10 protein-coding genes and 1 pseudogene are annotated in these 12,271 nt (G+C 60.8%); 2 read left to right on the top strand and 9 right to left on the bottom strand.

Features of this window, described 5'->3' with window-relative positions:
* The 9 genes and pseudogenes from hpaB to hpaG all read right to left on the bottom strand — a co-directional run bounded on the left by hpaB (position 1) and on the right by hpaG (position 9,725).
* Positions 1 to 1,563: a 4-hydroxyphenylacetate 3-monooxygenase, oxygenase component gene (gene hpaB / locus SPH27_RS11625; RefSeq protein WP_033144556.1), complete on the bottom strand. Its 1,563-nt coding sequence runs from the start codon at positions 1,561 to 1,563 to the stop codon at positions 1 to 3.
* A 177-nt stretch (positions 1,564 to 1,740) separates the two neighbouring features.
* The gene (gene hpaA, locus SPH27_RS11620; RefSeq protein ID WP_182072975.1) at positions 1,741 to 2,661 is read right to left on the bottom strand and encodes a 4-hydroxyphenylacetate catabolism regulatory protein HpaA; all 921 of its coding nucleotides are present in this window, start codon (positions 2,659 to 2,661) and stop codon (positions 1,741 to 1,743) included.
* The gene (hpaX, locus tag SPH27_RS11615; protein WP_048978976.1) at positions 2,633 to 3,985 is read right to left on the bottom strand and encodes a 4-hydroxyphenylacetate permease; all 1,353 of its coding nucleotides are present in this window, start codon (positions 3,983 to 3,985) and stop codon (positions 2,633 to 2,635) included. The genes hpaA and hpaX overlap by 29 nt, the downstream gene beginning before the upstream one ends.
* 21 nt (positions 3,986 to 4,006) lie before the next feature.
* Positions 4,007 to 4,804, bottom strand: a complete 798-nt coding sequence (gene hpaI / locus SPH27_RS11610; RefSeq protein WP_064673190.1) for a 4-hydroxy-2-oxoheptanedioate aldolase — start codon at positions 4,802 to 4,804, stop codon at positions 4,007 to 4,009.
* Positions 4,805 to 4,814: 10 nt separating this feature from the next.
* Positions 4,815 to 5,618: a 2-oxo-hept-4-ene-1,7-dioate hydratase gene (hpaH, locus tag SPH27_RS11605; RefSeq protein WP_039262280.1), complete on the bottom strand. Its 804-nt coding sequence runs from the start codon at positions 5,616 to 5,618 to the stop codon at positions 4,815 to 4,817.
* Positions 5,619 to 5,740: 122 nt separating this feature from the next.
* Complete coding sequence (locus SPH27_RS11600) at positions 5,741 to 6,121, bottom strand: 5-carboxymethyl-2-hydroxymuconate Delta-isomerase (RefSeq protein ID WP_087823458.1); 381 nt, start codon at positions 6,119 to 6,121, stop codon at positions 5,741 to 5,743.
* Positions 6,122 to 6,130: 9 nt separating this feature from the next.
* Positions 6,131 to 6,982, bottom strand: a complete 852-nt coding sequence (gene hpaD / locus SPH27_RS11595; RefSeq protein WP_048978973.1) for a 3,4-dihydroxyphenylacetate 2,3-dioxygenase — start codon at positions 6,980 to 6,982, stop codon at positions 6,131 to 6,133.
* Positions 6,983 to 6,984: 2 nt separating this feature from the next.
* A pseudogene (hpaE, locus tag SPH27_RS11590) lies at positions 6,985 to 8,451 on the bottom strand (5-carboxymethyl-2-hydroxymuconate semialdehyde dehydrogenase).
* A complete protein-coding gene (hpaG, locus tag SPH27_RS11585) occupies positions 8,448 to 9,725 on the bottom strand; it encodes a 4-hydroxyphenylacetate degradation bifunctional isomerase/decarboxylase (RefSeq protein WP_182072976.1) in 1,278 nt (425 codons plus the stop codon). The pseudogene hpaE and the gene hpaG overlap by 4 nt, the downstream one beginning before the upstream one ends.
* A 271-nt stretch (positions 9,726 to 9,996) precedes the next feature.
* Here hpaG and hpaR point away from each other — a divergent pair, with 271 nt between their 5' ends.
* Together hpaR and tsr are read left to right on the top strand one after the other, a co-directional pair.
* Complete coding sequence (gene hpaR, locus SPH27_RS11580; RefSeq protein ID WP_182072977.1) at positions 9,997 to 10,437, top strand: homoprotocatechuate degradation operon regulator HpaR; 441 nt, start codon at positions 9,997 to 9,999, stop codon at positions 10,435 to 10,437.
* Between the two features lie 83 nt (positions 10,438 to 10,520).
* A complete protein-coding gene (gene tsr / locus SPH27_RS11575; RefSeq protein WP_182072978.1) occupies positions 10,521 to 12,185 on the top strand; it encodes a methyl-accepting chemotaxis protein in 1,665 nt (554 codons plus the stop codon).
* Positions 12,186 to 12,271: the final 86 nt, after the last annotated feature.

Below are 12,271 nucleotides of genomic sequence, written 5' to 3'. Positions count from 1 at the left end.
CTATTTCAGCAGCTTGTCGAGCATGTTGATATCGCTGTTGTTGTGCAGGTGCGGCACCGTCCAGCCGTGCTGGTCGTATTCGGACATGCAGCGGTCGACCATCGCCATCATTTTGTCCATGTTGCCGGAGCTCTGCGCTTGGCGCAGACACTGCAGGCGGATCTCATCCTGGCTGCCGGAGTAGTTGATTTCGTACAGCTCGTGACGGCCGCCGAACTCGCTGCCGATGGCGTCCCACATCAGCTTCAAAATCTTGATGCGCTCGACGTGATCCATGCCGTTGGAGCCGCGCACGTACTTCGCCAGATACTGGTCGATCTGCGGGTTGTTCAGATCCCGGGCGCTGGACGGCAGGTAGATCAGCCCGGACGTCACGTTACGCTCGATGATGTTCTTGATCTTGGCGTAGGCCATCGGCGCCATCACGCGGTAGGTTTGCAGCGCGGCGTGATCCGGCAGATACGCGCCGTTGACCCATGGGGTGGCTTCGGAGCACATGGAGTCGCTCAGCGCCCAGAACATGTTGCGCCAGGCCACCACTTCGCCGAGATCGGCCTGCACGCCGCGGAACTCCAGGGTGCCGGTGCACTCCAGGGATTTCTTCAGCAGGGCGGTGATGAAGTCGAGCTTCACCGCCAGGCGAACGCAGGCCTGCAGCGGGTACATCCGCGCAAAGCCGCCTTCCATCGTCCAGCGACGGCAGCGGTCGAAATCGCGGTAGATCAGCACGTTTTCCCACGGGATCAGCACATGATCCATCACCAGGATCGCGTCGTTCTCGTCGAAGCGGCTGGAGAGCGGGTAGTCGTACGGGGATCCGGTTGCGCCTGCCACCATCTCGTAAGAGGCGCGGGAGATCAGCTTCACGCCTTCGGCATCCATCGGCGCGACGAACATCAGCGCGAAGTCCGGGTTTTCGCCCATCACCTGCGCGGAGCCGAAGCCGATCATGTTGTAGTGGGTCAGCGCCGAGTTGGTTGCCACCACTTTCGCGCCGCTGACGATAATCCCGGCGTCGGTCTCTTTCTCCAGCTTGATGTAGACGTCTTTCACCTCGTCCGCCGGCTTGTGGCGGTCGATCGGCGGGTTAACGATGGCGTGGTTGAAGTACAGGCCGGTTTCCTGAATGCGGGTGTACCAGTTGCGGGCGTTCTGTTCGAACTGGCCGTAGAAGGCCGGGTTGGCGCCGAGCGCGCAGCCGAACGCGGCTTTGTAGTCCGGCGTGCGGCCCATCCAGCCGTAGCTCAGGCGCGACCACTCGGCGATGGCGTCGCGCTGCTGGCGCAGGTCGTCGGCGCTTTTCGCCACGCGGAAGAACTTGTGGGTATAGCCGCCGCTGCCGGTGTCGGTGCCCCAGCAGAGCGTGTCCTGCATCTCCGGCTTGTGCAGCGCGTCGTACATCTGTGCGATGGAGGCCGCCGCGTTGCGAAACGCCGGATGGGTGGTGACGTCTTTGACGCGCTCGCCGTAGATATAAATCTCACGGCCGTCCTGCAGGCTTTTTAAATACTCTTCGCCGGTTAACGGACGTTTGGCATCAGCGCGGAAATCTTCAGGCTTCATAGGGACCTCGTATCGTAATAAGGTTGTTAAATTTATGTTTTGTTTTTGTTGTTTAATTGAAGCCTGAGAGGGGCGGAACGTGAAGGGACGATTGGGACAACGACGGGTACTTTTCGCGAGAGATCGCAGAGTGTGATTTCCCTCACCCTAACCCTCTCCCAAAGGGAGAGGGGACGGTTACTCCCTCTCCCTTTGGGAGAGGGGAACAGGCGACACCGGTACTTTCTGCGCCCGATACGCGCTCGGCGAACACCCCACTAAGCGATTAAAAAAACGGGCAAAATAGGCCGGGTCCTTAAACCCCAGCTGCCAGGCAATGTCGCTGACCGCGCTGTCGGAGAAGAGCAGCAGCCGCCTGGCTTCCCGCAGCTGGCGGTCGAAGATCAGCCGCTTCGGCGGGCGGTTGGCGAAGCGGCGGCAGATATCGGTCAGGCGGGATTCGGTCAGGTGCAGCTCGCTGGCGTATTCCGGCACCGTCCAGTGCTGGTGGTAATGAACGTCAATCAGCTGGGTAAAGCGCTGGAACAGCTTCAGCTCGCCGCGCATGCCGCCCGAAGCGTGGTCGTCGAGCTTCGCGTTGCGCAGCAGCAGGGTAAACACCGCCTGCGCCAGCAGGACCAGAGTATGTTCGCGCCCCGGCAGCTGTTCCGTGGATTCCCGGGCAATGAGCTGCCAGTAGTGCTTCAGCGCCGCCAGCTCGTCCGGCCTGTCGGCCAGCGACAGGCAGATCCCCGGCAGGCCAAACGCTTCCCGCGTGCCGGGGTAGAGCACCTCCAGCAGCGGCCAGATCAGATCCTCGCGCACCGTCAGCACGTGTCCGTCGCTGTCGGATTCGGTGATAAACGCGTGCGGCACCGACGGCGGCGTGAGGACGAACAGCGGGGCCTGCACCGAGTAGCGGTGATCGTCGAGCTGGAGCTCAATCTGCCCGGTATCGAGAAAGTGCATCTGAAAATACTGGTCGTGACGGTGCGCCTGCATGTCGCGGCCAAAAAAGGCCGCCATGCGCGCGAACGACTGGTAGTGCACATCGTCGGTGCCCAGACTTTCGTCGTACTCCTTGCTGATATCAATGTTGGCGATAGGGCTCTGGCACATGCTCGTTCCTCTGTTGATCCCGCTGCGTCATCGGAATGCGCGTCAGCACCAGCGCGCCGACCACCAGCAGCCCGGCCACAAACCACAGTCCGGAGCTGAAGCTGCCGGTCGCATCACGCAGAATGCCGATCAGCAGCGGGCTGACGGCGGATCCGACGTTGCCGATGGCGTTGATCACCGCCAGCGCCACCGCGCGGGACTGCAGGCTAATCACCCGATCCGGCGTGGTCCAGAATATCGCCATGGCGGTAAAGGATCCGGTTGAGGCCATAATGATGCCAAGCAGCTGGATCAGGCTGTGATCGGTGGCCGAGGCCAGCATCCATCCCGCCGCGGCGAACAGGTACGGCAGGATGGTGTGCTTTTTTCGCTCTTTCAGCCTGTCGGAGCGTCGGCTCCACCAGATCATCCCGAGAATGGTGCAAAACTGCGGGATCGCCGCCAGCAGGCCGATGACGATATTGCTGCTCCCCGTGTTGAAGCTTTGCAGGATCTGCGGCGTCCAGATGTTGATGGCGCTGAGCGTGTTGGTCAGGCAGAAGTAGGCCAGCGTGTAGAGCAGCACCGCCGGGGTCAGCACTTCGCGCAGCGTCGATCGCGGCGTGACGGACTGGGCAATGGCGACCTCCTGCTCGCGGGCGATCATCGTTTTCAGCGCCTGCTTTTCGTCGTCGTCGAGCCAGGTAGCTTGATCCGGCGTGTCGTTGAGATAAAACCAGGTCACCACGCCGAGCACCACCGACGGCAGCCCCTCCAGCAGGAACAGCCACTGCCAGCCCTTCAGGTTCCACAGCCCGTCCATCGCCAGAATGTAGCCGGAGAGGATCGAGCCGAGCATCATGGTCACCGGCATGGCGATCATAAACAGCGCGTTGGCGCGGGCGCGGTGATAGGCCGGGAACCACCAGGTGAGGTAGACCAAAATCCCCGGCAGGAAGCCCGCTTCGGCAATACCCACCAGCATGCGCAGAACGTAGAGCGTTTCAGGGCTGGTGGCAAACATGGTGCAGGTGGAGGCGATGCCCCACACCACCATGATCCCGGCGATCCAGCGCCGCGCGCCGATCTTCGCCAGCATGATGTTGCTCGGGATCCCGCACAGCACGTAGGTGACGTAAAACAGCGTCGCGGCCAGGCCAAACATGGTCGACGTGAGGCCCAGATCTTTGCCCATCGTCAGCCCGGCAAAGCCGATGTTGATACGATCGAGAAACGAAAAGACAAACAGGATAAAGAGAAAGACGATCAGGCGTCGGAACAGCTTGTTAATGGCGCGATGTTCAACAGCTTTATTATCATGGGTTTGCAGGGTAGAGGTCGTCATGGTGCGCTCCAGATCTTACGTTTAGTAGACGGATTTATTGTTATTAACTGACGTAACCGGTTGTTCGATAAAGCGTGCCGCCAGCGCTTCGGCGCCGCGGGCGAGCAGGGTGGTGTCGACGCCGACGGCGACAAACAGCGCGCCAAGCTCGAGGTAGCGTTTTGCCAGCGGCTCGTTCGCCATCAGGATGCCGGGGGCTTTGCCCGCGCTGAGGATCTGCGCGATAGCCTGCTCGATGGCGGCCTGCACCTCCGGGTGCTGCGGATTGCCGGCAAAGCCCATGTCGGCGCTCAGATCCGCCGGGCCGATAAACACGCCGTCGACGCCTTCCACGTCGAGGATCTGCGGCAGATTTTTTAGCGCCTCGCGGGTTTCAATCTGCACCAGCACGCACATGGCGTCGTTGGCCTGCTGCAGGTAATCCGGGATGCGGTTCCAGCGCGAGGCGCGCGCCAGGGCGCTTCCGACCCCGCGAATGCCCGCGGGCGGGTAGCGGGTGGCACGTACCGCCAGCCGCGCTTCGTCGGCGTTTTGCACCATCGGCACCAGCAGGGTTTGCGCGCCCACGTCCAGCAACTGTTTGATCTGCACCGGGTCGTTCCACGACGGGCGCACCACCGGCTGGCTGGGATAGGGCGCGATGGCCTGTAATTGGGTTAAGACGGTTTGCACGCTGTTCGGCGCGTGCTCGCCGTCGATCAGCAGCCAGTCGAAGCCTGCCCCGGCCAGCAGCTCGGCGCTGTAGCTGCTGGTGAGCCCCAGCCATAAACCGATTTGCGGGCGGCCCGCCTTCAGCGCCGCTTTGAATGCGTTTTGCATGGTTGTCTCCTTACACAAAGCGGCAGCTGATGGAGCCCATGTTGCCGTAGTCGACGTGGAAGGTGTCGCCTCTGCTGGCGGGCACCGGGCGGGTAAACGAGCCGCCGAGAATAATCTGGCCGGGCTCAAGCTGCACGTCGTACGGTGCCAGCTTGTTCGCCAGCCACGCCACGCCGTTCGCCGGGTGGTTAAGCACGCCAGCGGCGACGCCGGTCTCTTCGATCACGCCGTTGCGGTAGAGCAGGGCGGAGATCCAGCGCAGATCCAGCTCGTCGGGCTTAATCGGACGGCCGCCGAGGATCACCCCCGCGTTGGCGGCGTTATCGGAGATGGTATCGAACACCTTGCGCGGGCGCTGGGTTTCCGGGTCAACGTTGTGGCAGCGGGCGTCGATCAGCTCCAGCGCGGGGATCACGTAGTCCGTGGCGTTGTAGACGTCGAAGATGGTGCAGTTCGGGCCGCGCAGCGGTTTTGCCAGCACGAATGCCAGCTCCACTTCGATGCGCGGGACGATGAAGCGATCGACCGGGATGTCGCTGCCGTCGTGGAAGAACATGTCGTCCAGCAGCGCGCCGTAGTCCGGTTCGCTAATCTGCGAGCTGGCCTGCATCGCTTTGGAGGTCAGGCCGATCTTGTGGCCCTTCAGCACGCGTCCTTCGGCAATCTTCAGGCTGACCCATTCGCGCTGTACGGCGTAGGCGTCGTCGATGGTGATCGTCGGGTAGTCAAGGGAGATCTGGCGGATCTGCTCCCGGGACTGTTCCGCCTGATGCAGACGATGGGCGATCAGGGTATGGGTATGTTTGTCGAGCATGGCGATATCCTGTTTTACGTTTGTTTTCTCCCTCTCCCCGTGGGAGAGGGACGGGGTGAGGGCATCAGGCCGCAGAGATTTCCCCTCACCCTAACCCTCTCCCAAAGGGAGAGGGGACGGTATTACTTAAACAACGCGTGCACGTTGTTTTGTTTGTAATTGAGCGTCGGATGCAGCTCCTCGAGCTCGAACGACAGCGCCAGATAGCGGCTCGCCATTAGCGCCGAGAAGTGCGTTTTGATCAGCGCAAACAGCATTTCCCCCACGGCTTCCCGGCTCTCCAGACTGCGCCCGGCGCCAATCTTCAGCGTCATATGCACAAAGGCGTAATCGTGCCTGCCGTCGGCCATCTGCCAGGTGTCCAGCCAGTGGGCGCGGCTGCGGATGCCCCCGATGGGGAAGATGCCCGTGGCGGCCAGCGCCTCGTTCACTTTGGCAAACAGCCCCGGCAGGTCGGCCTGCTCGCGGATATTGTCGGTACATTCAGCAATAAAGTGCGGCATGGTGGCTCCTTACGCGGGCAGCGGGAAAACGGCGTTGACCTGGCCGGTGCCGGAGCTGGCGAACAGCTCGGTGAGGAACTCCACCTTGCCGTCGTATTTGTCCCAGCCGAGCATCCCCAGCAGCATCACCGTGTCGTGCATGTTGCCCTCGCCGTAGCAGTAGTCGGCGTACTCCGGCAGCATGCTGCAAAACTCTTTGAACTGCCCCTCGCGCCACAGCTTCACCACGCGCTCGTCCATCTGGCGGTCGAACTCGCGGGTGTAGCTGTTCATCCCTTCCTCCGCGCGCTGGTCGTCGATAAAGCGGTGCGACAGCGAGCCGCTGGCGAGCACCGCCACGGTGCCGTCGTATTTTTCGATGGCGCTGACGATGGCCTCGCCCAGCCTGCGGCTGTCGGCGAAGTCGTGAACCGTGCAGAACGCCGAGATGGAGACCACTTTGAAGTGTTTATCCGCGTTCATATAGCGCATCGGCACCAGCGTGCCGTACTCCAGCTTTAGGCTCGGGATGTTGTGCGCTTTGGCGCGCACGCCGAGCTTCACCGCCTCGTCGGCAATCAGCTGGCCGAGCGCCGGGTTGCCGTCGTAGTCGTAGGTCATGTCGCGGATAAAGTGCGGCAGCTCGTTGCTGGTGTAGACGCCCGCAAAATGGTCCGCACAGTTGATGTGGTACGCGCTGTTCACCAGCCAGTGGGTGTCGAACACGATGATGGTGTCCACGCCCAGCTCGCGGCAGCGCTTGCCGATCTCTTTATGCCCGTCGATGGCCGACTGGCGGCAGCCGTGGTTTTTCCCCGGCAGCTCGGAGAGGTACATCGACGGAACGTGAGTGATTTTTGCCGCTAACGCTAATTTACCCATGGTCAGATCCCCCACTTTGGAATCGGATGGTCGCCCATGGAGATGCAGACGTTCTTCATCTCCGCGAACACTTCGAAGCTGTACTCGCCGCCCTCGCGGCCGGTGCCGGAGGCCTTCACGCCGCCAAACGGCTGGCGCAGGTCGCGCACGTTCTGGGTGTTGACGAACACCATCCCCGCTTCGATATTCCGCGCCAGGCGCAGCACTTTGCTGACGTCCTGGGTCCAGATGTATGACGCCAGGCCGTACTCCACGTCGTTGGCCAGCCGCAGGCCTTCCGCTTCGTCCTTAAACGGCAGCAGGCAGGCCACCGGCCCGAAGATCTCCTCCTGCGCCACGCGCATGCGGTTGTCGACGTCCGCCAGCACGGTCGGGCGCAGGAAATTGCCGCCCTTCAGGTGTGCAGGCAGGTCGGTTGGTTTGTCCGGGCCGCCCGCCAGCAGGGTTGCACCCTCTTCAATGCCGAGGCGGATGTAGCCGGAGACTTTCTCCCAGTGCTGCTTGCTGATGAGTGCGCCGATCTGGGTGTTCGGATCGGTCGGGTCGCCCACGCGAAGGCGGTTGGCGCGCTCGGCAAAGCGCTTCACGAATTCCGGGTAGATGCTCTGCTGGATAAAGATGCGCGAGCCCGCGGTGCAGCGCTCGCCGTTGATGGAGAAGATGGTGAACAGGGCGGCGTCCAGCGCGCGCTCGATGTCGGCATCTTCAAAAATCAGCACCGGGGATTTGCCGCCCAGCTCCATGGAGTATTTCTTCAGCCCGGCGTTTTTCATGATGTTGCGCCCGGTGGCGGTGCCGCCGGTGAAGGAGACGGCGCGCACGTCGTGATGGCGCACCAGCGCGTCGCCTGCCGTCGCGCCGTAGCCCTGCACCACGTTGAGCACGCCCGCCGGAATGCCCGCCTCCAGCGCCAGCTCGCCCAGACGGTCGGCGGTCAGCGGGGAGAGTTCAGACATCTTCAGCACCGCGGTGTTTCCGAGTGCCAGGCACGGCGCGACCTTCTAGGTGGCGGTCATAAACGGCACGTTCCACGGCGACACCAGCGCGCAGACGCCCACCGGCTGCACCAGGGTGTAGTTGAGCATCTTGTCGTCGACCGGGTAGGTTTTGCCGTTCATCTGCTGGCACACCTCGGCGAAGAACTCGAAGTTGTGCGAGGCGCGCGGGATCAGCACGTTTTTGGTCTGGTGGATCGGCAGGCCGGTGTCGGCGGTTTCCATGGCGGCGATCTCGGGCACGTTCTGGTCGATCAGGTCGCCCAGACGACGCATCAGGCGCGCGCGCTCCTTCATCGGCAGGTTGGCCCATTTCGGGAACGCCTCTTTGGCGGCGGCGACGGCCTGGTGAACTTCAGCTTCACCGCCGGCGGCGACTTCCGCTAATACCTCGCCGGAGGCCGGGTTGGTAGTGTGGAAGTACTCGCTTCCGGCGACGTTTTTACCGTTGATCCAGTGGTTAATCTTTTTCATTTTGCAGTCTCCTCGCTGACAATTCGGTTCACCAGGCGTCCCACGCCTTCCACTTCCACCACTACCTCATCGCCCGGCACCACGTCGGACAGCCCCTTCGGCGTGCCGGTGGCAATCATGTCGCCCGGCTGCAGGGTCATAAAATCGCTCAGGTACGCAATCAGGTACCGGATGCTGAAAATAAGATCGGCGGTGGTGCCTTCCTGGCGCAGCTCGCCGTTGACGAAGGTGCGCAGGGTGAGGTTGTGCGGATCGGGGATGGCTTCTTTTGGCACGATGTTTGGGGAAATGGGGGTCAGCCCGTCCCGGCTTTTCACCCTCAGGTTCGGTCGGTAGTAGTTTTCCAGGTAGTCGCGGATGGCGTAGTCGTTGCAGACCGTATAGCCCGCAACATAGTCCATCGCCTCGGCTTCGCTGACCTTACGCGCGGTTTTACCGATGACCACCACCAGCTCCGCTTCGTAATGCATGTATTCGATATTGTTCGGGCGCACCGACGTCTGGCCGTCGCCGTTGAAGGTGTTCGGGGCTTTGATAAATACCAGCGGCTCGGTGGGCGGCTTGAAGTCCAGCTCGCTGGCGTGGTCGGCATAGTTCAGACCGAGGGCAAACAGCGTGGCGTGCGGCGGCGTGCTGTGCGCAATGGCGACGTCGCGTTCATCCACCACCGGGTTTTCCAGCGGCGGAAAACCTTCCGCCAGAACGCGCACGCGATCGCCCGGGCGGATCTCCACGCGGCTTTGCGGGGTGCCGAGCAGGATCGCATCGCCGGGATTGAGGGTGGCGAACTCGCTCAGGGCGCTCAGCAGTTCGGCGGCGCTGCGCTGAAGATCGGCCGTGCTCCAGTGGTCCGCTTCGCGGCCGTTGATCTCGGTGATGATGGTCAGGTTATCCACGTTATCCACGGCGACAAGTTCACCGAGCGGGCAAAATCCGTCCCGGCATTTGGCCTTGATGGCCGGGCGGTAGAAGCTCTCTTCCGGCAGGCTCACCTCGTTGGCGAGCGCATATCCCGCGATGTACTCCGCGGCGTCCTCCACGCGCACCTTGCTGGCGGTTTTGCCCACGACCAGCGCCACCGTCGCGCCGCTTAATACCGTTTCCCCGTGCGGGAAGGGGATCGGCTCGCCCGCGCGAATCACCGTGTTATGCGGTTTGATAAACCACACCGCCGTTTTCGGCGGCGTGTTGTAGGGAGCTTTTTCAAAGGCCTCACGCCAGGCGTCACGCTGGCTTTGATGGTTGAGGGCGACGGCAAAAACGGTACCTTTCATTCATATACTCCTCACCCCGGTGGTCCGGGTTGTGATTTCATTAATATGTTAATGATCTGGTTTTATGCTTTTGCTGTTTATTTCGCAATCAGAAGTGAAATATTTGTGATGTGAATAACAATAAATTTACATATTGGGTTTTATTGATAATAAAATCATGTTCTTAATAAAATTGATGGGTTTCTGTTAGACTTTTTGACGGAAAACGTGTTGTTTATAAAAGCATCTTTTAGGGATTGTTTACTTGTTAATGATGGGAAGGGGAAAGGCTATGCATGATTCATTAACCATCGCGCTGCTGCAGGCGCGGGAAGCGGCGATGTCGTACTTCCGCCCGATCGTGAAGCGCCATAACCTGACCGAGCAGCAGTGGCGCATCGTGCGCGTGCTGGCTGAGCATCCGTCGATGGATTTTCACGATCTGGCGTTTCGCACCTGCATCCTTCGCCCGAGCCTGACCGGCATCCTGACGCGCATGGAGCGCGACGGCCTGGTGCTGCGCCTAAAGCCGGTGAACGACCAGCGCAAGCTGTACGTGTCGCTGACCAAAGAGGGGAATACGCTGTATGAACACGCCCAGGCGCAGGTCGAAGAGGCGTATCAGCAGATCGAGGCGGAATACACGCCGGAGAAGATGAAACAGCTGACGGCGCTGCTGGAAGAGTTTATTGAACTCGGAAACCGGCATAACGCAGCGCGGGAAGAAGAGTAAAAACCACAAATTCCAGAATGATTTTCGTAAAGTTTTCCCTTTCCAGGCCGAAAATTCTGTATCTGTCTGAGGAAAGAGAAAACATGTTAAACCGTATCAAGATTGTCACCAGCTTAATGCTGGTTTTAGCGATATTTGGCCTTTTACAACTCACGTCCGGTGGTCTTTTCTTTAATGCCCTTAAGAATGACAAAGAGAATTTCACCGTCCTGCAAACCATTCGCCAGCAACAATCCACGCTGAACGCCAGCTGGGTAGCGTTGCTGCAAACCCGTAATACCCTGAACCGTGCGGGTATCCGCTACATGATGGATCAGAGCAATATCGGCAGCGGCGCGACCGTTAACGATTTGATGCAAATCGCGTCTACGTCTCTGAAACAGGCGGAAAAAAACTGGGCTGCCTACGAAGCCCTGCCGCGCGATCCGCGTCAAAGCGATGCGGATGCCATGGAGATCAAGCGTAACTATGATATTTACCACGGTGCGCTGGCGGAGCTGATTCAGCTGCTGGGTGCCGGCAAAATCAACGCCTTCTTCGACCAGCCGACCCAGAGCTATCAGGACGGTTTTGAGAAGCAGTATGTGAGCTACCTGCAGCAGAACGACAAGCTGTATCAGACGGCGGTCGAAGACAGCAACAGCTCCTACAGCCAGGCTATCTGGGTGCTGATCAGCGTTCTGATTGCCGTGCTGGTGGTGATCGTGGCCGTCTGGCTCAACATCAAGCAGACGCTGATCTCTCCGCTGAATCGTCTGATCGACAACATTCGCCATATCGCCAGCGGCGACCTGGTGAAGCGCATTGAGGTTCAGGGCACCAACGAGATGGGTGAACTGGCCGACTCGCTGCGCCATATGCAGAGTGAGCTGGTGCGTACCGTCGGCGACGTGCGTAACGGCGCGAACGCGATCTACAGCGGCGCGAGCGAAATTGCGATGGGCAATAACGACCTCTCTTCCCGTACTGAACAGCAGGCCGCTTCCCTGGAAGAGACCGCTGCCAGCATGGAGCAGCTGACGGCAACCGTTAAGCAGAACGCCGAAAACGCCCGTCAGGCGAGCCACCTTGCGCTGAGCGCTTCTGAAACCGCGCAGAAAGGCGGCAAAGTGGTGGATAACGTGGTGCAGACCATGCGCGATATCGCGGGTAGTTCGCAGAAAATTGCCGACATTATCAGCGTGATCGACGGCATTGCCTTCCAGACCAACATTCTGGCACTGAACGCGGCGGTAGAAGCGGCGCGTGCGGGCGAGCAGGGCCGTGGTTTTGCGGTGGTGGCAGGTGAAGTGCGTAACCTGGCCCAGCGCAGCGCCCAGGCGGCTCGCGAAATCAAGAGCCTGATTGAAGACTCCGTGGGCCGCGTGGAAGTGGGCTCAACGCTGGTAGAAAGCGCCGGTGAAACCATGGGTGAGATCGTGAACGCGGTGACCCGCGTAACGGACATCATGGGTGAAATCGCCTCTGCGTCTGACGAGCAGAGCCGCGGTATCGACCAGGTGGGTCTGGCGGTCGCTGAGATGGATCGCGTGACCCAGCAGAACGCCTCGCTGGTAGAGGAATCTGCCGCAGCGGCGGCCGCACTGGAAGAGCAGGCGAGCCGTCTGACTCAGGCCGTGGCGGTGTTCCGCATACAGCAGGAGCAGATGAAAGCGCGCGAATTCGCTGCGGCTAAAGCGGTTTCCACGCCGGTGATGGCGCGTAAAGCCGCGACGGCCGATTCAGGCGATAACTGGGAAACGTTCTAACCCGGTGCGTTGTGCCGGGTGGCGGCTACGCCTTACCCGGCCTACGGAAGGTTGTTGCAGGCCCGGTAAGCGCAGCGCCACCGGGC

Source organism: Enterobacter sp. A103, from assembly GCF_034427535.1.
GTDB classification, from domain to species: domain Bacteria; phylum Pseudomonadota; class Gammaproteobacteria; order Enterobacterales; family Enterobacteriaceae; genus Enterobacter; species Enterobacter asburiae_B.
This window is presented reverse-complemented; position numbering and strand designations above follow the sequence as displayed.